The sequence below is a fragment of the Mycobacterium sp. G7A2 genome (genome assembly GCF_041902445.1).
In the GTDB taxonomy this organism is placed as follows: Bacteria; Actinomycetota; Actinomycetes; order Mycobacteriales; family Mycobacteriaceae; genus Mycobacterium.
The window spans coordinates 2,509,200-2,528,396 of sequence record NZ_CP169251.1 but is presented as its reverse complement, the minus strand read 5'-3'; the positions used below and the strand labels follow the sequence as shown (position 1 = coordinate 2,528,396).

The window sequence follows — 19,197 nt, the reverse complement described above, 5'->3', positions numbered from 1 at the left end:
CCAGGGTCATCGCACCCGCACTCAGTCGGCCTGCAGAATCAACGGGGCGCCCGGATCGGCCGACAGCGGCACGTTCTCGCGCTGCAGCAACCAGGAGGCGATGCTGTGGAACAGCGGCGCCGCCGATGTGCCCGGGCTGCCGTCGGCGGCCCGATGCGGCGCGTCGAGCATCACGCCGATGACATAGCGGGGCTCGTCGGCCGGGGCCATGCCCGCGAACGTGATCCAGTAGACGTCGTCGTAGTAGCACCCGCAGCCCGGGTTGATCTGCTGGGCAGTGCCGGTCTTGCCCGCGATCTGGTAGCCCTCGACGGCAGCCTGGGGGCCGGTGCCCTGCTGGATGCCGCGCGGGTCTCGTTGCACCACCGATCGGAACATGTCGCGCACCGTCCGCGCCGTCTGCGCCGACACCACCTGAACACCTTCCGGGCGCGGCTCCTCGCTGCGGGTGCCGTCCGGCTCGATGGTGGCCTTGACGATGCGCGGCGGGATGCGCACCCCGTCGTTGGCGATGGCCTGGTACATGCCGGTCATCTGCAGCAGTGTCATCGACAGGCCCTGACCGATCGGCAGGTTGGAGAATGTGCTGCCCGACCACTGATCGATCGGCGGGACCAGGCCGGCGCTCTCGCCGGGTAACCCGACATCGGTGCGCTGCCCGAGCCCGAACTTGCGCAGCATCTCGGCGTAGCGTTCCGGGCCGATCCGCTGAGCCAGCATCAGCGTGCCGACGTTGGAGGACTTCCCGAACACCCCCGTGGTGGTGTAGGGCATCACCCCGTGACTCCAGGCGTCCTTGACGTTGACGCCGCCCATGTTGATCGAGCCCGGCACCTGCAGCACCTCGTCGGGTGTGGTCAGCCCCATGTCGATGGCCGTGGCGGCGGTAACGATCTTGTTCACCGACCCCGGTTCGAACGGCGAGGTGACCGGGAGATTGCCGAGCTGACGATTCTCCTGGCGGCTGATGTCCTGGGCGGGGTTGAAGGTGTTGTCGTTACTCATCGCCAGCACTTCGCCGGTCTTGGCGTCGAGGACCACTGCCGAGGCGTTCTTGGCGCCGGAAGCGTCCTTGGCGAGCTGGACCTGCTGCTGGACGTAGAACTGGATGTCGTCATCGAGGGTGAGCTGCAGGGTGGAACCGTTCACGGCGTCATGCCGGTTGCGGTAGCTACCCGGGATCACCACGCCGTCTGATCCGCGGTCGTAGGTGACCGAGCCGTCGGTGCCGGCCAGTACCGCGTCCATCGAGTCCTCGAGGCCGAGCAGACCGTGCCCGTCCCAGTCGATGCCGCCCACGACGTTGGCCGCCAGCACGCCACCGGGGTACTGCCGCAGATCCTGGCGTTCAGCGCCGACCTCCGGGTAGTCGGAGGTGATCGCGTCGGCGATCGCCGGGTCGACCGCACGAGCCAGGTACACGAACGTCTCGTCACTGCGCAGCTTCTTGAGCACGGTGGCGCTGTCGGGTTTGTTGTTCAGCTTCGATGCGACCTCGGCGGCGATGTCGCGCAGACGCTGTTGCGGGTCCACCGCATCGGCACCGTCGGCCTGAGCCTCGTCGAAGGCCTCCTGCAACTGTTTGCGCACCCGGACGGGCTGGAATGTCAGGGCCCGGGCCTCGATGGTGAAGGCCAGTTTGTCGTTGTCGCGGTCGACGATCGATCCGCGCAGCGCGGGATCGATGTCGGTGACCTTCAGCTGTCCGGCGGCTTCGGCGCGCAGTCCGTCGGCACGCGGAACCTGCAGGGTGAAGAGTTGGGCAGCCGCGATCACCAGGAGCAGGAAGATGACGGCGTTGCCCGTCCGGTGCCGGAACACGAACGAGGCGCTACGCAGACCGTTTTGCGGCGGCGTGGCCTGCCGGGTCCGTCGCGACCGCGCCGAGCGCTCCTGGTTGGGCGACGAGTTGGGCTTCCTGGCGGATCTGGCGCGCGGTGCGCTGCGCTCGCCGCGATTGGAGTCGCGACTCATGCGGGTGCGTCCGGCACAGCCGGAAGGGGGGCCGGGGTAACCGGCTCGAGTACAGGGGGTGCTGCAGCCGGGGCGGGGGGCACCGCCCCAGGCGCGGGGACCTCGGGTGCGGGGGCCGAGGGGGCGGGGGCCACGGCCGCGGGCGCGGGTGCGGGTGCGGGGGGCACCGCCGCGGGTGCGGGCAGCAGGTGCGGTGCGCCGGCGCCGGGCGCAGGGAGTGCGGCAGGCGGAGCACCGACCACCGGCGCCTGGGGAGGCGAGCTCACGTTCGGGCCTGGGGTCGGCAGCTGTCCGGTCACCGCGTGCGGCACCTCGCTTCCCGGCACTCCGGCCGGCGGCAACGTGGCCGGCGACCCCGGCACCGGCAGGTTCAACGCGCCGGTCGGCGCCGGAATCCGGACGGGTACCTCGAGCGGTTGTACCACGCGGGGTGCGGCCGGCGCGGGAGGTGCAGGCTCAGGCAACGGCGTGTTCAGAGGGGGCGGAGGCACGCCTTCGGCCGGCTTGGGTGTGCCGACGACGACCCAGTTGCCGGCCGGATCCTGAACCAGGCGCGCGGTGTCGCGGGACGGGATCATGCCCAGGTTGCGCGCAGCCTCGGCCAGCGCCGGAGCGGCCTGGGCTTCGAGGACGTCGCGTTCCAACGCTTCCTTCTGCTGTTGCAGAGCCTGATTCAGCTCGCGGGCGTTGCCCAGGCGGTAGGACCGTTCAGCGGCGTCGGTGGACAGCCACAGGGTGACCCCGAGTCCGAGTCCCAACGCACCGATCACCAGCACCACGAAGGGCACCCGGGCGACGAGCCGACGGGGGTCGAGTTCGACGGAGGAGAGTCGGACGAGTATCCGCTGCCGCAACGGAGGGCGCACGACCTTGGGTGCTTTGGCTTTGCGGGCCTTGGCGCGCGCCTTGGCCTGACTGGCGCTCTTGGGCCGCGCCGGATGGTCAGCCGGACGCTGAATCGGCGTGGTGCGAGGAGCCGACCGGTTGGGGCGGCTCTCGCGGGTCTGCTTTCGACCCCGCGGCTGGGGGTCGGCCCCCGACCGGGAACTCTCGCGGACCGATTTGCCCCGCCGCGGAGTCTGCTTCTTCCTGGTCTCGGCCCGCGAGCGGGCGACCTCCTCGCGGCTGCGCGCGGATCGTGCTGTCGTGGCGCGGGCCGGCTTCTTCGCCTTCATCGCTTCTGTCCCCCAACTTTTTCCAGTGCACGCAGCCGAACCGGAGCGCTTCTCGGATTGCGTTCGATCTCGTCGGCCGAGGCCCGTTCCGCACCCCGGGTGAGGGAGACGAATTCCGGCCCGTGGCCGGGCAACTCGACCGGCAACCCGGGCGGTGTGCGGGACGCGGTGGCGGTGGCGAACTCCGCCTTGACAATCCGGTCCTCCAGCGACTGGTACGCCATCACCGCGATGCGGCCGCCGGGACGCAGAGCCGTCAGCGCCGCCGGTATCGCGCGCCGCAGCGACTCCAGCTCAGCGTTGACGGCGATGCGCAACGCCTGGAACGTGCGCTTGGCTGGGTGGCCCCCGGTGCGCCGGGCCGGCGCGGGAATGGCCTGGTAGAGAAGTTCGACCAGTTCGCCGGTACGGGTGAACGGGGTGTCGGCACGCCGTCGGACGATGTGGGCGGCGATGCGACCGGCGAAGCGCTCCTCACCGTACTCGCGAAGCAGCCGGCTCAACTCTTTCTCCCCGTAGGTGTTGAGAACGACCGCAGCGGTCAGTTCCGAATCGGGGTCCATCCGCATGTCGAGCGGCGCGTCGGCCGAGTAGGAGAAGCCCCGCTCGCGCCGGTCCAGCTGCATGGAGGAGACGCCGAGATCGAACAGAATCGCGTCGACGTCGCGGCCGAGATGAGTGAGGCGGGTGGCCAGGTCATCGTAGCGGGTGCGCACCAATGTGACCCGGTCACCGAACGGGGCCAGCCGACCTCCTGCGATGCGTAACGCATCGGGATCGCGGTCGAGTCCGACCAGGTGCAGCCCGGGAAACTGGTTCAGGAAGCGTTCGGCGTGCCCGCCGGCACCGAGGGTCGCGTCGACGAGGGTGGCATCGTGGCCGGCGCGGGTCAGGGCGGGGCCGAGCAGCTCGACGCACCGGTCGAGCAGCACCGGGATGTGGGGCTCGTCATCCAGCATGGCAGCAGCCTGAGGGGTTGGGGCGGCCCCTGCAGAGTGGTCCCTGTCCGAGTTCGCGGACCTGACGTCGGGGAAGTACGTCAGGGCCGGTTCGGGCAGAGGCCACCCTGCACGGGCCTGTGGGCCTGTGGCCGGGTCACAGAATGTCGCCGAGTGCTTCATCGCTGGCCGCGGAGAAGTTCTCTTCGTGAAGCTCCTGGTACTCGTGCCAGGCCTGGGCGTCCCAGATCTCGAGGAACTCGATCGAACCCGTCACCACGCACTCCTTGGTGAGGTTCGCGTAGCGCCGGTGCTCGCCCGACAGGGTGATCCGGCCCTGGCTGTCGGGGTACTGCTCGTCCGTGCTGGCGGCCAGGTTGCGCAGATAGGCGCGAGCCTGGGGATTACCACGCTTCGCCTTGCCGGAGATCTCGGCGATCATCGCCTCGAACTCGGCACGGGGATAGACAGCCAGGCTGTGATCTTGGCTCTTGGTGACCATCAACCCTCCTGCCAGCGCGTCGCGGAACTTGGCGGGCAACGTCAGTCGCCCCTTGTCGTCGAGCTTTGGCGTGTAGGTGCCGAAGAACATCTCGCCACCTCGCAGACCTGCTGAAGCCTCGCTCTGTACGGAACCCCGGTTGCTCCGTTGTCCGCCACTTTACCCCACAATCCCCCACTCTGCGCCAAATACTTCTGCGAGTTTCGCAGATCCCCCCACCGAGCGGCAATGACCAGGGGGATCGTTGCGTCGCGCAGCCGCAACGCGGGAACGGCACGGCACCGGAACCGACCGTGTCCGCAGCTCAACAGGCCACTGCATCGCTGGTGGGGCGCCGGTGGGGGGATGTGGGGGGCGAAACAACGAAAAAGGGGCAGTCCTGGCGGACTGCCCCTGTCGTGGTGGACGACTATTCGTCGAAGCGCTTGCGGAAGCGGTCTTCCATCCGGCTGGTGAAGGAGCCACCGCCACCCTTGGCGCGCTTCTGCCGTGGCGCACCGGGTGCGCTGGCCGACCGCTCGCCCTTGCCGCCTCCCCGCGGACCGGTGATGGCGAACACGACACCGCCGAACATCACGATGAAGCCCAGCACCGACAGAATCGGGAAGCTTCCGATCATGGTGGCCTTCACTGCGACACCGCAGACCAGCATGGCGAGCCCGACGACGAACAGGGCGCCACCCTGCAGGCGACGCTTGGTCGACGGAGCGCGGAACGCACCGCCCCGGACGCTGGACGCGAATTTCGGGTCCTCGGCATAGAGCGCGCTCTCGATCTGATCGAGCATGCGCTGCTCATGATCGGAGAGTGGCATTCGTCCCTCCCTTTGCCGTGGGGGCGTCGCAGTCGTGTCCAAAAAATTCGGAGGTGCCCGCAAGTGCGGACACTTAACAATAATGATACGAGGTCGATCTGACCCGTACCACCTACTTCGTACCCCAGATTCTATGACGTACACCGCCGCTGAGAGCCAGCGCCTTCTCTCGGGATAATGGTGTCGTCATACATTTCACCGCCGGGAAGGGCTACCACGTTGGCGACGCATCTCATTGATCTGTCGCCCGGCGATATGCAGCGCCGCCTCGGCGACGCGCTGGGTGTGTACGTCGACGCCATGCGCTACCCCCGCGGCACCAAAGACCAGCGAGCCTCGATGTGGCTCGAGCACACCCGCAGGCCGGGCTGGAAGGCCGTCGCTTGTGTGGAAACCCCAGCTTGTGTGGAAACCCCAGCTTGTGTGGAAACCCCAGCGGGGGTTGAAGGCCCAGCAGGGGTGGAAGCCCCGGCTCGCGGACAAACCTCAGCTCCCCCGGAGGCCTCTCGCGCAGGAGGAGGGGCTCGTCCCGAGGGCAGTGCCGCGAGCGCGCCGGAGCTGAGCAGCGCGCCGATGCTCGGTGTCGCCTACGGCTACTGCGGCGCCCCCGACCAGTGGTGGCAGCAGCAGGTCGTCGCGGGTCTGCGCCGCACAGGGACCGACAACGACCGCATCTCCGAACTTCTGACCAGCTATTTCGAGTTGACCGAGCTGCACATCCACCCCCGAGCTCAGGGCCGCGGCCTCGGCGAGGCCCTCATCCGCCGACTCCTCGAAGACCGCACTGAGCAGCACGTGTTGTTGTCCACCCCCGAGATCAACGGTGAGGCCAACCGGGCCTGGCGGCTCTACCGCCGTCTCGGGTTCACCGATGTCATCCGCGGCTACCACTTCTCCGGTGACCCGCGCGCATTCGCCATCCTCGGTCGCGCGCTCCCGCTCTAGAGCGATGCGCGATCTGGCACGATGACCGGGTGTTCACCGGTCGCCGCGCCCGCAAGCGGCTGCTCGCCCTGGTTCTGCTGTTCGTCGTGCTCGCCCCGTCGCTGATCGGTTGCGTGCGCATCCGCACCTCGATCACGGTCTCGCCCGACGACCGGGTCTCGGGTCAGATCATCGCCGCCGCCAAGGCGCAGGACGACGACGACAAGGGTCCGCAACTGCTCAACAACCTTCCGTTCGCCCAGAAGGTCGCCGTCTCGGAATACAGCCGCGACGACTACGTCGGTTCTCAGGCGGTCTTCTCCGATCTGACGTTCGCCGAGTTGCCTCAGCTCGCCGGCATGAACCAGGACGCGTCCGGCGTCGACATCTCCCTGCGTCGCGCCGGGGATCAGGTCATCCTGGAAGGCCGGGCAGATCTGACCTCACTCAGCGACCCCGAGGCCGACGTGTCGCTCAGTGTGTCGTTTCCCGGCGAGGTGACGTCGACGAACGGCGATCAGATCTCCCCCGAGGTGGTGGAGTGGAAGTTGCGCCCGGGCGTGGTCAGCACGATGAATGCCCAGGCCCGCTACACCGACCCCAGCGCCCGGTCGTTCACCGGGGCCGCCATCTGGCTCGGTGTGGCCTCGTTCGTGGTGGCCGGCATCATCGGGGCGCTGGCCTACGCGAACCGGGACCGCTCCCCCCGCCCCGGCGACCTCGAGGAGCAGACGCAGTAATGCGCGACACGACACCCGCATCCGCACGCGCCCTGACTTGCTCGATCGCGCGTCGCAGGTTCTACTCTGAAAGCACTCGGGGGCCATTCGACAGAGAAAGGGGCGCCGGCTGAGCGTGGATGCATCGGCACCGTCAGCCGTCGAGCTGGCCGCAGCCGTCAACGAACAGCTGCGGGACTACCTGAGTGAGCGCCGCCGCGACGCGGCGTACATCGGCGCGGACTACGCGGTCCTCACCGAAGCGGTCGAAGAGTTCGTGCTGCGCGGCGGCAAACGGCTGCGGCCCGCGTTCGCCTACTGGGGTTGGCGGGCCGTCGCCGGCTCGGAGCCCGGGCCCGACGTGCTCAGGCTGTTCTCGGCCCTGGAGTTGCTGCACGCGTGCGCGCTGGTGCACGACGACGTGATCGACGCCTCGGCCACCCGGCGTGGACTGCCCACAGTGCACCGGATCTTCGCCGAACGGCACCGCGGCCACGCCTGGCACGGATCGCCCGAGCAGTTCGGGCTCTCCGCCGCGATCCTGCTCGGCGACCTCGCGTTGGTGTGGGCCGACGACATCATCACCAGCGCCGACATCGGCACCGAGGCGCGCTCACGGGTCCAGCGGGTGTGGAGCGCAATCCGCACCGAGGTGCTCGGCGGTCAGTACCTCGACATCGTCGCCGAGGCCAGCGGCGCCGAATCCGTGCAGTCGGCGTTGACGGTCAACATCTACAAGACGGCCTCCTACACCATTTCGCGCCCACTGCAGCTGGGCGCGGCGGCCGCCGCCGACCGCCCAGATGTGCTCGCCGCGTTCCATGAAGTCGGTACCGGTCTGGGCGTGGCGTTCCAGCTGCGCGACGACGTGCTCGGTGTGTTCGGCGATCCCGCCGTCACCGGTAAACCCTCCGGTGACGATCTGCGTTCGGGCAAACGCACCGTGCTGCTGGCCGAAGCCGTCGAACTCGCCGAACAGCACGACCCCGTGGCGGCCAAGACGCTGCGTACGTCCATCGGCACCGACCTCACCGACGCCCAGGTCAAGGACATCTGCCAGCTGATCGAATCGGTCGGTGCGCTGTCGGCCGTCGAGACCCGCATCGACAACCTGATGCGCCGCGCGCTCGACATCCTCGACACCGCCGCGATCGACGCCCAGGCCAAGGCGGGCCTCACTGAACTCGCCAGATTGGCCGCGAACCGGTCCGCCTAGGCGCATGACCACACCCGTCGCACCTGCCCGCCTGAGGCCTCATCTGCGCGACCTGAAATTGTTCGCGCTGTCGGCCGAGGGGCGCCCCGCCCTGCTCGGCGCGCTGGGCGCCGCCATGATCGCCGCCGGCGGGCTCGGCGCCGGCAGCACCCGGGTCAACGACCCGGTCCTGGAGTCGATGCAACTGTCGTGGTTGCGGTTCGGGCACGGGCTGGTGCTGTCCTCGATCCTGCTGTGGGCCGGGGTGGCGCTGATGCTGCTGGCGTGGCTGTGGTTGGGCCGGCGCGTCGTCGACCGCTCGGCGACCGAGTACACGATGGTCGTCACCACCGGATTCTGGCTGCTCCCCCTGCTGCTCAGCGCGCCGGTGTTCAGCCGCGACACCTACTCCTACCTGGCGCAGGGCGCCCTGTTGCGGGACGGCTTCGACCCGTACGCCGTCGGGCCGATCGCGAACGTGAACTCGCTGCTGGACAACGTCAGCCCGATCTGGACGACCACCACGGCCCCGTACGGCCCGGCCTTCATCCTGGTCGCGAAATTCGTCACGATGCTCGTCGGAAACGACGTGGTGGCGGGCACCATGCTGTTGCGGCTGTGCATGCTGCCGGGCCTGGTCCTGTTGATCTGGGCGGCTCCCCGGGTGGCCCGCCACGTCGGCGCCAACGGCGCGGCGGCGCTGTGGATCTGCGCGCTGAACCCCTTGGTGATCATCCATCTGATGGGCGGCGTGCACAACGAGATGCTCATGGTCGGCCTGATGATGGCCGGCATCGCCCTCTCCTTTCGCGGTCGGCACGCCTGGGGCGTCACCCTGATCGCGGTGGCGGTGGCTGTCAAAGCCACCGCCGGGCTGGCTCTTCCGTTCATGGTGTGGGTGTGGATGCGCGGCCTGCGGCAACGCCGGGGCTTCGCGCCGGTCAAGGCCTTCGCTGCGGCCACGGCGGCGTCCCTGGTGATCTTCGGTGCCGTGTTCGCCGTCATGTCACTGCTGGCCGGCGTCGGACTGGGCTGGCTGACGGCGCTCGCGGGATCGGTCAAGATCATCAACTGGCTGACCGTCCCGACCGCCACCGCGAACGTGATCAACTCGGTGGGCGGGTTGTTCGTCCCGGTCAACTTCTACGCCGTGCTGGAAACTACCCGCATCATCGGCATCCTCGTCATCGCGGTGTCGGCGCCGCTGTTGTGGTGGCGGTTCCGCCACACCGACCGAGAAGCGCTGATGGGCATCGCGCTGCTGATGGGGGTGGTGGTGCTGTTCGTGCCCGCCGCCCTGCCGTGGTACTACACCTGGCCGCTGGCTGTGGTCGCCGCGCTGGCACAGTCCCGCCCGGCGGTCGCGTTGATCGCCGGACTGTCGACATGGATCACCGTGATCTGGAAACCGGACGGCGCGCACGGCATGTACTCATTGCCCCACGTCCTTCTGGCCACCGCCTGCGCAGTAGGAGCGTGGTACTGGTTGCACCGCGCCCCCGAGTTCGCCGCCGGAAGCGGAAAATCAGACGTCAGTACGCCATCGCCTGGGCGCGACGAACCACCTCACGGGCCTGATGCGAGTGCAGCGCATCGACCGGGCGGGCATTAGCCTGGCGTTCGGTCGAGCCGTCCCGGCTGATGGTCAGCGACGGATCCGGGGTGAACAGCCACCGCACGATCTCGGTCTGCTCGTATCCGCCGTCGTGCAACACCATCAGCAGCCCGGGCAGGCTCTTGACGACGTGTCCGTCGTCGTCGAAGAACACCTTGGGCACGACGATCGCCCCGTCCCGGCGCACCGCGACCAGGTGCCCGTCTCGAAGTTGCTGGGCGACCTTGCTGACCGGGATTCCCAACAGCCGCGCCACCGCGGGGAGCTCGTAGACATCCTCGTCGGGCCCCAGCACGTCTTGGGCGGTCGGAATGCTGCTCACCGCACCGAGTCTAAGGGCATCGACCCGGCGCGGGCGGCTGCTTGGACCGGCGCGGTGAGCTCGGCTCGTAACATGTGTGCGGTGACGACCGACCAGCAGGCGGGCCCGCTGACCGGGACCGTTCTCGACCACCGCTACCGGGTGGACGCGTTGATCGCCACCGGCGGCATGTCCGGGGTGTACCGCGGACTGGACCTACGCCTGGATCGTCCTGTGGCGCTGAAGATCATGGACTCCCGGTATTCGGGCGACGAGCATTTCCTGACCCGCTTCCAACGTGAGGCGCGAGCGGTCGCGCGCCTCAAGCATCCCGGGCTGGTGGCGGTCCACGACCAGGGCCTCGACGGCCAACACCCGTTTCTGGTGATGGAACTCGTCGAAGGCGGCACGCTGCGAGAGCTGCTCAGGGAACGCGGGCCGATGCCACCGCACGCCGTGGTGGCCGTGCTGCGTCCGTTACTCGGCGGGCTGGCGGTGGCCCACCGGGCCGGTCTGGTGCACCGCGACATCAAGCCGGAGAACGTGTTGATCAGCGACGACGGCGAGGTCAAGCTTGCCGATTTCGGGTTGGTACGTGCGATGGCCGAAGCCAAGATCACCTCGACCAGTGTGATTCTGGGGACCGCGGCATATCTGGCTCCGGAGCAGGTGGCCACCGGCGAGACCGACTCCCGCGGGGACGTCTACGCCGTCGGCGTGCTGGTCTACGAGCTGCTGACCGGGGTGACACCGTTCACCGGGGACACCCCGTTGGCGGTCGCCTATCAGCGGATGGACCGGGACGTGCCCGCCCCGAGCTCCGTCATCACCGGTGTGCCAAGCCAATTCGACGACTTCGTGGCATGCGCCACCGCGCGCGACCCCGCGCACCGGTTCGCCGACGCCGCCGAGATGGGCGAGGAGCTCGACGCCATCGCCACCGAACTGTTCCTCCCCCCGTTTCGGGTGCCGGCCCCGCGCCACTCGGCGGCACACCAGTCAGCGCTGCACCAGTCGGCGCCGACCCATCACCTCGGCGCGGGCACCGGGACTCCCGGGGGCCACACCAAGGCTTACGAGCGCGACGAACTCCCCCCGCCGGAACCGGCCACCGATGAGGAGGCCCCTGAGCCCACGGGCCGATTCGCCGGCATCGAGCTGTCCGAATTCCATTGGGAACGGCAGCGCGCCCGGCGCGCATTGTTGTTCTGGGTCGTCGCGGTGCTGACGCTGGCCGGCCTCTGCGCAGCCGGGGCGTGGACGTTGGGCAGCAACCTGCAGAACCTGCTGTAGCCCGGGAAATGGGATTTCGTCAGTCGCGCAACATCTCGGCGACCAGGAACGCCAGCTCCAGCGACTGCTGGGTGTTCAGCCGAGGATCGCAGGCCGTCTCGTAGCGCCCGGCCAGGTCGGTGTCGGAGATGTCCTGAGCACCGCCCAGGCATTCGGTGACGTTCTCGCCGGTGATCTCGACATGGATGCCCCCCGGGTGGGTTCCCAGCGAATGGTGCACCTCGAAGAAGCCCTGCACCTCGTCGACGATGCGGTCGAAGTGGCGGGTCTTGTACCCCGTCGACGACTCGTGGGTGTTGCCGTGCATCGGGTCGCACTGCCAGATGACCTGATGCCCGGACGCCTGCACCTTCTCGATGATCGGCGGCAGCACATCGCGCACCTTCTGGTTACCCATGCGGCTGACCAGTGTGAGGCGGCCGGGCTCATTGTTCGGATCCAGCCGCTCGACATACTCGACCGCCAACTCCGGCGACGTCGACGGGCCGATCTTGATACCGATCGGATTGGCGATGACCTCGGCGAACGCGACGTGCGCGCCGTCGAGTTGACGGGTCCGCTCGCCGATCCACACGTAATGCGCCGACAGGTCGTACAGCTTGGGGCTGTGGTCCTCGGCTTCCGGATCACCGGTGTCCAGGCGCAGCATCGCGCGCTCGTAGTCCAGGACCAGCGCTTCGTGGCTGGCGTAGATCTCGGCGGTCTGCAGGTTGCGGTCATCGACCCCGCATGCGGTCATGAACGTCAGCGCGCGGTCGATCTCCCCCGCCAGTGCCTCGTAGCGGGCCCCGGCGGGCGACGTCCGCACGAATTCGCGGTTCCAGTCGTGCACGGCGTGCAGCGATGCCAGCCCCGACGACGTGAGCGCGCGGACGAGGTTCATCGCCGCGCTGGCGTTGGCGTAGGCGCGCACCAACCGCGACGGATCGTGCTGGCGCACCGCGGCGTCGGGGGCGAAGCCGTTGACCATGTCGCCGCGGTAGGACTTGAGCCCGAGGGCATCGATGTCGGCCGAGCGCGGCTTCGCGTACTGGCCCGCGATCCGCGCCACCTTGACCACCGGCATGCTCGCGCCGTAGGTCAGCACCACCGCCATCTGCAGCAACGTCCGGATGTTGGCCCGGATGTGCGGTTCGGTGTTGTCGACGAACGTCTCGGCGCAGTCGCCGCCCTGCAGCAGGAACGCCTTGCCGCGCGCGACATCGGCCAGATGCGACTTGAGCCGCTCGATCTCAGCCGGGACGGTGACCGGAGGCACGCTTTCGAGCACCGTGCGCATCGCCGAGGCCTGGTCGAGGTCCCAGGACGGCTGCTGCAGCGCCGGCTTGGCCAGCGCGGCGTCGAGGCGGTGCCGCAGCTCTTCGGGCAGCGGCGGAAGCGCAGGCAGCTGATCGATGGGTACGTCGACGGTCCAGTTCACCCGTCAATGGTAACCGCGGGTCAAAACCGCATTTCCCGCCCGGTGATGAGCTGGTAGCGCACCAGGTTGTGCTTGGCGTCGACGAGCGCGTCGTGGGCGTCGCGGGGACGGGGCGGCATCCGCGGGCAGCCGTGGTCTTCCCAGAACTGCCGCAGTTCGCGGGTGAAGCGGGGAATGGCCGGCGGCAGATCGGTCATCGGTCCCCACAATTGGCACAGCACCACGTGGTCATAGGCACCGACCCACGCCCACAGCTCGATCGGATCGTCACCGTCGATGCCGAAGAAGTCCTCCAGCTCGGAGCGGATCTGGCGCCGGGACCGCCACAGCGGCGAAGCCGGCGACGGCAGCTTGGGCAGCACGTGCTTGCGTACCCATCGTCCGGCCCGTTCGGGGTCAAATTCGGTGGAGATCGCGTAGTACTCGCGGCCGTCCTCGGCGGCGACACCGATCGAGATGAGTTCGATCGTGCGGCCGTTGTCGATGAACTCCGTGTCATAGAAGTACCGCACGCTCAGGCGACCTTCCGGTTGTCGGGCTCGCGGTCCGGCGGCGCGGGCGCCGCGTGGATCTCCCGGTCGAGCTGCTCGTTGACCTTGGCGTCATCGGGGAACTTCGGCATCCCCGAGATGGCGTCCTGCAGCCACAGCTTGGCCTGCACCACCGGGCGGCGCAACCAGCGCTCCCGCTCGAGGGCCCGGTGCATCTTGCGGGGCCGTGTCGTGTAGCGCCAGCGCGCCCACGGGGCGTGGGGGCGCGACAGCCGGATCGCACCGACGAACAGCAGCGGGGTGATGAACATGCCCACCAGCCCGGTCCAGACCTTTCCCTTGAGCAGCACCACCACTGCGAGCAGCAGCGTGAGCACCGCCGAGACGACCACCGCGACGCGCGCCCCGACGGAATGGTCGTTCTGCCAGATGCCGATGTCGAAGAAGGACAGCGGGTTGAAGCCCATGATCAACAGCCCCGCCACCGCGACCGCGACGAACACCGCGTCGACCGAGGCTCGGCCGTCCTCGGACCAGTACACGTCAGAAAGGTGCAGGATCAGCGCGAACTCGTCCAGGACCAGCGCCGCGCCGATTCCGAAAAGAATTGATGCCGCGGTGAACTCGGGCACTCCCCCGTCGACCGCCAACGTGACCATCGCCACGCCGGAGACCATGACCAGGATCACCCCGATCACGACGTGGTGGATGTGCAGGCCGCCGCCGGCAGAGATGTTGCGCGGCTGCCACCATTTGCGGGGCTTGTCGCTGCCCGCGTGGCGCCGGATGTATCTCACGATCGTGCGGGTGACGAAGAACGTCAGGATGAACGCCACCAGGCAACAGACCAGCGGCAACCGCGAGTACGGGATCCCCGTGGGCAGGCCGAAGTCGAGGTCCAGGGTGGGGCGCACGCAGAAAACTTACGCCGACCTGCACGTGACATGCCCGGGATACCCGCCGACTCGCCGGATGTCCCCGATAGGCTGGTGGGCGAGATGAGTACTCTGCGGTCGCCCGGCGGGGCTGGTTGGGCGCCCGTGCTGGCGTGGCGGCTCTTTCAGGTGCTGACTCTGGTGGCGCTGGCCTGGGCGGGGTGGCGGCTGTTGGGCCGCATCCCGTACCGCATCGACGTCGACGTCTACCGGATGGGCGGACAAGCCTGGCTCGACGGCCGCCCGCTGTACGGCGACGGGGTGTTCTTCGCGACGCAGGGCGGAATCGACCTGCCCTTCACGTATCCGCCTCTGGCCGCGGTGATGTTCGCGCCGTTCGCGCTGCTGCCGCTGGAAGGCGCCAGCGTGGCCATCACGGTGACGACCCTGGTCCTGCTGTTGGTGTCGCTGGTGATCGTCCTGACCAGGCTGGACGTCTGGCCGTCCACCCGGGTGACCGGTGAGCCGGCCTGGGCCAGACGGTGGTGGCTCGCCGCGGCGATCGTCGCCCCCGCGGTGATCTACCTCGAGCCGATCGACTCGAACTTCGATTTCGGCCAGATCAACGTCGTGTTGATGACCCTGGTCATCGCCGACTGTGTGCCGCGCCGAACACCGTGGCCACGGGGCATGCTGCTCGGTCTGGCGATCGCGTTGAAGCTCACCCCGGCCGTGTTCCTGCTCTATTTCCTGCTGCGTCGCGATCTCCGGGCGCTCGCCGTCAGCGCGGTGACGGTCATCGCGGCGACCCTGGTGGGCTTCGCTCTGGCGTGGCGGGATTCCTGGGACTACTGGACGCACACCGTCACCAACACCGACCGCATCGGCGCCGCGACGCTGAACACCAACCAGAACATCGCCGGGGCACTGGCCCGGCTGGGTCTGGACTCGGGCCTGCGCTTCGCGCTCTGGGTCGCGCTCAGCTTCGCGGTGCTGGGTGTGACGGTGTGGGCCGCGCGCCGCGCGCTCAAGGCCGGTCAGCCGGTGCTGGCGCTGATCTGCGTGGCGATGTTCGGCCTGGCGGTCTCGCCGGTCTCATGGTCACACCACTGGGTGTGGGCACTGCCCGCGGTCCTGGTGGCCGCGGTGCTGGCCGTGCGTCTGCGCAATCCGGCGCTGGGCGCCGTGTCGGCGGCGGGGCTGGCGCTGATGATCTGGTCGCCGATCTCGCTGCTACCCGAGCATCAGGAGACGGCCGCCTCGTTGTGGCGACAACTGGCCGGCAGCTCGTACCTGTGGTGGGCCTTGGCCGTGATCGTCGTGGCCGGAACGGTCCGCGGACGTTCCGGCGGCGAGACTGGGCCGGGCAGCCACGTCACCGATGCCCAGCCGGCGTCCGCGGTGCAGGCCTGATCACGAACCACTTCTGGACTTGCCGCCCCAGCCGACCGGCCTGAATTCGCCGGCTCGGCCGACCTGCCTGGATTCGCCGGCTCAGCCTGCGGCTGCCTCAGGGAGCCGTGTCGGCGGGGTCACCGCTCCCGGTTCTTTTCCCTCTTTGACGTCAGCAGCGTAGAGATCCACGTACTCCTGCCCGGACAGGCGCATCAACTCGTACATCACCTCGTCGATGACGGCGCGCTCGATGAAGCGGTTTCCGGCCAGTCCGTCGAAGCGGGTGAAGTCCATCGGCTTGCCGAACTTGACCTGCACCCGGCCGAACCGCCACATCTTGCTTCCCGGCGGGTTGACGACGTCGGTGCCGATCATCGCCACGGGGATCACCGGCACCCCGCTGGTCAGCGCCACCCGGGCCAGCCCCGTCTTGCCCTTGAAGAGGCGGCCGTCGGGCGACCGGGTGCCTTCGGGATACATGCCGAGGAGCTTGCCCTCACCGAGGATGCGCTCGGCGGTTGTCAGCGCGCTCTGCGCGCTGTCAGCATCGGTCCGGTCGATCGGGACCTGACCGGCCACGGTGTAGAACCACCGGGTGAACCAGCCTTTGAGCCCGGTACCGGTGAAGTACTCGGCTTTGGCCAGAAAGGTGATGCGCCGGCTGACCACCAGCGGCAGATAGAAGCTGTCGGCGACCGCCAGGTGGTTACTGGCCAGGATCACCGGCCCGGACTGCGGGACGTGTTCGAGGCCCTCCACTTTGGGGCGGCCGAGCAGGCTCAACAACGGCCCCATGAAGATGTACTTGAACAGCCAATACCACATGGACCCTCCGCGTCAGCCGTGCTCTGCGACAACTGTACCCACGCCGTGTGCGTGCGACCACACGGTGCAGCTCACTCCTCCACGGTCACCGGGATGTGCTGATAGCGCCCGGGGCCCGGGGTGTGCGAAGACGGGCCGGCGGGCCCGACGGGACCACCGGGATCGGGCGGCGTCGGACCCTCGGGGGGACCGTCGGGCTCCGGTGGCGGCGTCGGCCCGGTGTTGCCGGTGTCGATGCCGTCGACCAATGCCTTGACGACGCTCAACAACGCCACCGAGTGCTCGGAGACGACGTCGAGCAGCGGGTGTTGTTCACCCGAGATCAGCGCGGCGAGCGCACAGACCGGACACCACACCTGCTGGCACGGGCCGGCGGTCCCGGCGCTCTGCGCACGGGCGGCCGCCATCCGCACCGCCGGTTCGAGCCGATCCAGAATGGATTGGGCCAGCGCGCGCAGTTCCGCGTGGGAATCACTGCCGCTCACGCCGGCCACACCTCCGGATTCGGTCGGAACCGCACGGTCAACTCGCTGCCGCGCAATTGGGCGTCGGTCACGGTGCACCGTCGCAGCACCGATGCCAGTCGGACCCGACGCCGCAATCCACCGACGCCGATGATCAGGTCATCGTCGACCCTACCCAACGTCAGCGCCGACGACTCGACCTGTGGCAGCTGCACACGCAGTCGGTAGACCGCGTCCACGCCGCTGCCGCTTTCCCTGTCCACGACCGGGCGTAGCGGGCCGGGCGGCGGCGCACCATCACGGGAGCGGGCGCTGTCGAGCAACTCGCCCAGTGCCTTGGGGCCGATCGGCTCGCCGGCCAGGTGCGGCACCATGACCAGTGCGACGTCACCGATCGCGCGGTCGAGATCGTCGAGAACCGCGCGCTGCTCGGAGATCCGCTCGGCGTACCAGTCGAACGCGGGATGCTCCGGGAGGTTGCGGTATTCGAACGAATCATCTTGCACCAGTATTTGATTGACGATCAGCTCGGCTACCTGTACACCCATCAACGCCAGCGAACCCAGCGTCCGCACCGCCTCGGCGGCCACTACCCGCTCCGCGGTCAGTACCAGGTGGGCGCTGACCCTCGACCCGTCGGACAGCAGGGTGCCCAGCCGATCGGTGCCGGCCGCGATGCGTTCCAGCAGTTCCACCAGCGCGGCCGAACGAGCATCGTCGATGCCGGCCAGCCGGCGGTGCCGCGGCCAGGCCCGCTCGAGATAGAGGCCGAAGGTGGCCGGCAGGGTCAGCATCCGCATCGCATCGGCTGTCGATGCGCAGTCGACGACGATCAGCTCCCAGCGGCCCGAGTCGGCGAGCTCGCCGACCTCATGCAACCCGAGAACCTCCTGCACCCCGGGGAGAGCCGAAAGCTCTTCGGGGGCAATGTCTCCCACCTCGGAATCGGGGAATCTGTGCGAAAGCAGCACGGCGACGTCGCGCCAACGGTCGCCCAGCAGAGCCAGGGTGTCCAGCGCCAAGGCGTCGAGCAGGCCACCGCCGGAGTCGGCGGTGTCGAGATCGGCCAGCACTCGGGTGGGCGCACCGCGACCGGTCGGCACGACCGCGGTCCCCAGGACGTCACCGATGGAGTGCGCCTGGTCGGTGGAGACCAGCAGCACCCGCATGCCGGCCCGCGCCGCCCGCACTGCCGTGGCGGTGGCCAGCGTCGACTTGCCTACACCGCCCTTGCCGACGAACAGGCTGACCCGGCACTCCCCGGCCAGCCGCGCGGCGTCGGCGGCGCTCCCGCGCTCAGTCAGCCTCGGCTCGTTTCTTCAGGTCCTTCAACGCGGTGTCGGTCAGACGTCGTTCGGCCTTGCGTTTGAGCAACCCGATCATCGGGATGATCAGATCCACCGAGAGCTCATAGGTGACCTCGGTGCCGGTTCCCTTCGCCACCAACCGATATGCGCCGTCGAGCGACTTGAGCAACGTACTCGACACCAGCGACCAGGTCACCGAGCTGCGGTCGGCCGGCCACTCGTAGGCCAGCACCATGCTGTCCTTGAGCACCGACGCGTCCAACACCAGCCGGGCCACTTTCGGATACCCGGCGTCGTCGGACTCCAGTACCTCGGTCTCCTTGTATTCGGCCACCCAGTCGGGATAGGACCCGATATCCGCGATGACGTCCATCACCGTCGCGGGGTCCGCATCGATGTAGATGGTCTGCGCCGTCTTGTCCGCCACTGAAACTCTTCCCCAGTTGTTGAAGCGAGGTCTGGTCGCTGCCAGGAAATCTACTCTGTCGAGGATGTCCGGCCGTCGCACTTCACGCCAGTCGGGACACCCCCACCGGCCGGCTGGCCTCCAGTCTGCGCTTGATCTCGAACGCCATGTCTTTTCCGGCGACCCGGCGCCGGTGGTTCATCGCCGGCAGGTTCATCTTGGCCAACTCCCAAGCTGCGGCGCCGGCCGGCTCGGCATGCAGGAAGTAGTGAAGCACGACGCCGTCCATCATGCGTTCCAGCCACACTTCCATCGTGCCCGTCAACGCGCCGGTGACGGTCCAGCGCTGGCCGACTTCGCCGCGGTCCTCGACGACGGTCAGCCGCAGATCGGGCCACCACCGCAACCAGCTGGCCTGATCAGCGACAGCGGCACCGACGTCGGTGGGATCGGCCGCGATGAACGTCTCGTCGGCGATCTGGATGCTGTTCATGACAGACAAGCTTCACATACGGCGATCCAATGCCTACCCGAGCGCCCTGGCGGGCCGACTATTCTGGACAC

20 protein-coding genes are annotated in these 19,197 nt (G+C 68.5%); 6 read left to right on the top strand and 14 right to left on the bottom strand.

The features are described 5' to 3' along the window. Positions 1–21: 21 nt before the first annotated feature. The 5 genes from ACEWX3_RS12200 to ACEWX3_RS12180 all read right to left on the bottom strand — a co-directional run bounded on the left by ACEWX3_RS12200 (position 22) and on the right by ACEWX3_RS12180 (position 5,403). Complete coding sequence (locus ACEWX3_RS12200) at positions 22–1,974, bottom strand: penicillin-binding protein 2 (RefSeq protein WP_207067022.1); 1,953 nt, start codon at positions 1,972–1,974, stop codon at positions 22–24. After that, complete coding sequence (locus ACEWX3_RS12195; protein WP_374159527.1) at positions 1,971–3,149, bottom strand: hypothetical protein; 1,179 nt, start codon at positions 3,147–3,149, stop codon at positions 1,971–1,973. Before ACEWX3_RS12195 ends, ACEWX3_RS12200 begins: the two co-directional genes overlap by 4 nt. Further along, the gene (rsmH, locus tag ACEWX3_RS12190; RefSeq protein ID WP_374159526.1) at positions 3,146–4,270 is read right to left on the bottom strand and encodes a 16S rRNA (cytosine(1402)-N(4))-methyltransferase RsmH; all 1,125 of its coding nucleotides are present in this window, start codon (positions 4,268–4,270) and stop codon (positions 3,146–3,148) included. Before rsmH ends, ACEWX3_RS12195 begins: the two co-directional genes overlap by 4 nt. Next, positions 4,245–4,679 (bottom strand): division/cell wall cluster transcriptional repressor MraZ, encoded by a 435-nt coding sequence (locus tag ACEWX3_RS12185; RefSeq protein WP_207066839.1) that lies wholly within the window; start codon positions 4,677–4,679, stop codon positions 4,245–4,247. The genes rsmH and ACEWX3_RS12185 overlap by 26 nt, the downstream gene beginning before the upstream one ends. Positions 4,680–4,998: 319 nt before the next feature. After that, entirely contained in the window at positions 4,999–5,403 is a 405-nt protein-coding gene (locus ACEWX3_RS12180) for a DUF3040 domain-containing protein (RefSeq protein ID WP_207066838.1), read from the bottom strand. 219 nt (positions 5,404–5,622) lie between these two features. Between ACEWX3_RS12180 and ACEWX3_RS12175 the strand changes: the two genes are divergently transcribed. From ACEWX3_RS12175 to ACEWX3_RS12160, 4 genes are all read left to right on the top strand, one after another. Next, positions 5,623–6,348, top strand: a complete 726-nt coding sequence (locus tag ACEWX3_RS12175) for a GNAT family N-acetyltransferase (RefSeq protein WP_374159525.1) — start codon at positions 5,623–5,625, stop codon at positions 6,346–6,348. Positions 6,349–6,377: 29 nt separating this feature from the next. Next, a complete protein-coding gene (locus tag ACEWX3_RS12170; RefSeq protein ID WP_163676496.1) occupies positions 6,378–7,067 on the top strand; it encodes a DUF3153 domain-containing protein in 690 nt (229 codons plus the stop codon). 115 nt (positions 7,068–7,182) lie between these two features. Beyond that, the gene (gene idsA2 / locus ACEWX3_RS12165) at positions 7,183–8,262 is read left to right on the top strand and encodes a bifunctional (2E,6E)-farnesyl/geranyl diphosphate synthase (RefSeq protein WP_374159524.1); all 1,080 of its coding nucleotides are present in this window, start codon (positions 7,183–7,185) and stop codon (positions 8,260–8,262) included. A 4-nt stretch (positions 8,263–8,266) separates the two neighbouring features. After that, on the top strand, positions 8,267–9,853 hold the full coding sequence (locus ACEWX3_RS12160; protein WP_374159523.1) for an alpha-(1->6)-mannopyranosyltransferase A: 1,587 nt from the start codon (positions 8,267–8,269) through the stop codon (positions 9,851–9,853). Here ACEWX3_RS12160 and ACEWX3_RS12155 read toward each other — a convergent pair. Then, on the bottom strand, positions 9,774–10,178 hold the full coding sequence (locus ACEWX3_RS12155) for an Rv2175c family DNA-binding protein (protein WP_374159522.1): 405 nt from the start codon (positions 10,176–10,178) through the stop codon (positions 9,774–9,776). The genes ACEWX3_RS12160 and ACEWX3_RS12155 overlap by 80 nt on opposite strands. A gap of 72 nt (positions 10,179–10,250) precedes the next feature. Here ACEWX3_RS12155 and ACEWX3_RS12150 point away from each other — a divergent pair, with 72 nt between their 5' ends. Next, positions 10,251–11,450 carry a protein kinase gene (locus ACEWX3_RS12150; protein ID WP_374159844.1) on the top strand — a complete coding sequence of 400 codons (1,200 nt, stop codon included), beginning with the start codon at positions 10,251–10,253 and terminating at the stop codon, positions 11,448–11,450. Between the two features lie 19 nt (positions 11,451–11,469). Here the strand turns inward: ACEWX3_RS12150 and ACEWX3_RS12145 are convergent, their stop codons facing one another. The 3 genes from ACEWX3_RS12145 to ACEWX3_RS12135 are packed head-to-tail and all read right to left on the bottom strand — an operon-like array spanning position 11,470 to position 14,275. Further along, positions 11,470–12,870, bottom strand: a complete 1,401-nt coding sequence (locus ACEWX3_RS12145; RefSeq protein ID WP_207066833.1) for a class II 3-deoxy-7-phosphoheptulonate synthase — start codon at positions 12,868–12,870, stop codon at positions 11,470–11,472. 20 nt (positions 12,871–12,890) lie between these two features. Beyond that, the gene (locus ACEWX3_RS12140) at positions 12,891–13,382 is read right to left on the bottom strand and encodes a polyadenylate-specific 3'-exoribonuclease AS (RefSeq protein WP_152517626.1); all 492 of its coding nucleotides are present in this window, start codon (positions 13,380–13,382) and stop codon (positions 12,891–12,893) included. Positions 13,383–13,384: 2 nt separating this feature from the next. After that, entirely contained in the window at positions 13,385–14,275 is an 891-nt protein-coding gene (locus tag ACEWX3_RS12135) for a hypothetical protein (RefSeq protein ID WP_152517627.1), read from the bottom strand. Between the two features lie 84 nt (positions 14,276–14,359). Between ACEWX3_RS12135 and ACEWX3_RS12130 the strand changes: the two genes are divergently transcribed. Further along, positions 14,360–15,649 carry a glycosyltransferase 87 family protein gene (locus ACEWX3_RS12130; protein ID WP_374159521.1) on the top strand — a complete coding sequence of 430 codons (1,290 nt, stop codon included), beginning with the start codon at positions 14,360–14,362 and terminating at the stop codon, positions 15,647–15,649. An 81-nt stretch (positions 15,650–15,730) separates the two neighbouring features. On the opposite strand, the gene ACEWX3_RS12125 is transcribed toward ACEWX3_RS12130, so the two are convergent. From ACEWX3_RS12125 to ACEWX3_RS12105, 5 genes are all read right to left on the bottom strand, one after another. Continuing rightward, a complete protein-coding gene (locus ACEWX3_RS12125; RefSeq protein WP_152517629.1) occupies positions 15,731–16,456 on the bottom strand; it encodes a 1-acyl-sn-glycerol-3-phosphate acyltransferase in 726 nt (241 codons plus the stop codon). Between the two features lie 71 nt (positions 16,457–16,527). Continuing rightward, positions 16,528–16,941, bottom strand: a complete 414-nt coding sequence (locus ACEWX3_RS12120) for a hypothetical protein (protein ID WP_207066831.1) — start codon at positions 16,939–16,941, stop codon at positions 16,528–16,530. Further along, positions 16,938–18,224 carry an ArsA family ATPase gene (locus tag ACEWX3_RS12115; protein ID WP_207066843.1) on the bottom strand — a complete coding sequence of 429 codons (1,287 nt, stop codon included), beginning with the start codon at positions 18,222–18,224 and terminating at the stop codon, positions 16,938–16,940. The genes ACEWX3_RS12120 and ACEWX3_RS12115 overlap by 4 nt, the downstream gene beginning before the upstream one ends. Then, positions 18,217–18,654 carry an SRPBCC family protein gene (locus ACEWX3_RS12110; protein ID WP_152517632.1) on the bottom strand — a complete coding sequence of 146 codons (438 nt, stop codon included), beginning with the start codon at positions 18,652–18,654 and terminating at the stop codon, positions 18,217–18,219. Before ACEWX3_RS12110 ends, ACEWX3_RS12115 begins: the two co-directional genes overlap by 8 nt. Before the next feature lie 82 nt (positions 18,655–18,736). Then, positions 18,737–19,126 carry a polyketide cyclase / dehydrase and lipid transport gene (locus tag ACEWX3_RS12105; protein ID WP_374159520.1) on the bottom strand — a complete coding sequence of 130 codons (390 nt, stop codon included), beginning with the start codon at positions 19,124–19,126 and terminating at the stop codon, positions 18,737–18,739. Positions 19,127–19,197 lie beyond the last annotated feature (71 nt).

Excerpts from the sequence above, each read along its gene's own strand:
- ACEWX3_RS12200 (WP_207067022.1), bottom strand. The coding sequence starts at position 1,974 with ATGAGTCGCGACTCCAATCGCGGCGAGCGCAGCGCACCGCGCGCCAGA.
- ACEWX3_RS12195 (WP_374159527.1), bottom strand. The coding sequence starts at position 3,149 with ATGAAGGCGAAGAAGCCGGCCCGCGCCACGACAGCACGATCCGCGCGC.
- rsmH (WP_374159526.1), bottom strand. The coding sequence starts at position 4,270 with ATGAAGCACTCGGCGACATTCTGTGACCCGGCCACAGGCCCACAGGCC.
- ACEWX3_RS12185 (WP_207066839.1), bottom strand. The coding sequence starts at position 4,679 with ATGTTCTTCGGCACCTACACGCCAAAGCTCGACGACAAGGGGCGACTG.
- ACEWX3_RS12180 (WP_207066838.1), bottom strand. The coding sequence starts at position 5,403 with ATGCCACTCTCCGATCATGAGCAGCGCATGCTCGATCAGATCGAGAGC.
- ACEWX3_RS12160 (WP_374159523.1), top strand. The coding sequence starts at position 8,267 with ATGACCACACCCGTCGCACCTGCCCGCCTGAGGCCTCATCTGCGCGAC.
- ACEWX3_RS12150 (WP_374159844.1), top strand. The coding sequence starts at position 10,251 with ATGTGTGCGGTGACGACCGACCAGCAGGCGGGCCCGCTGACCGGGACC.
- ACEWX3_RS12130 (WP_374159521.1), top strand. The coding sequence starts at position 14,360 with ATGAGTACTCTGCGGTCGCCCGGCGGGGCTGGTTGGGCGCCCGTGCTG.
- ACEWX3_RS12125 (WP_152517629.1), bottom strand. The coding sequence starts at position 16,456 with ATGTGGTATTGGCTGTTCAAGTACATCTTCATGGGGCCGTTGTTGAGC.
- ACEWX3_RS12105 (WP_374159520.1), bottom strand. The coding sequence starts at position 19,126 with ATGAACAGCATCCAGATCGCCGACGAGACGTTCATCGCGGCCGATCCC.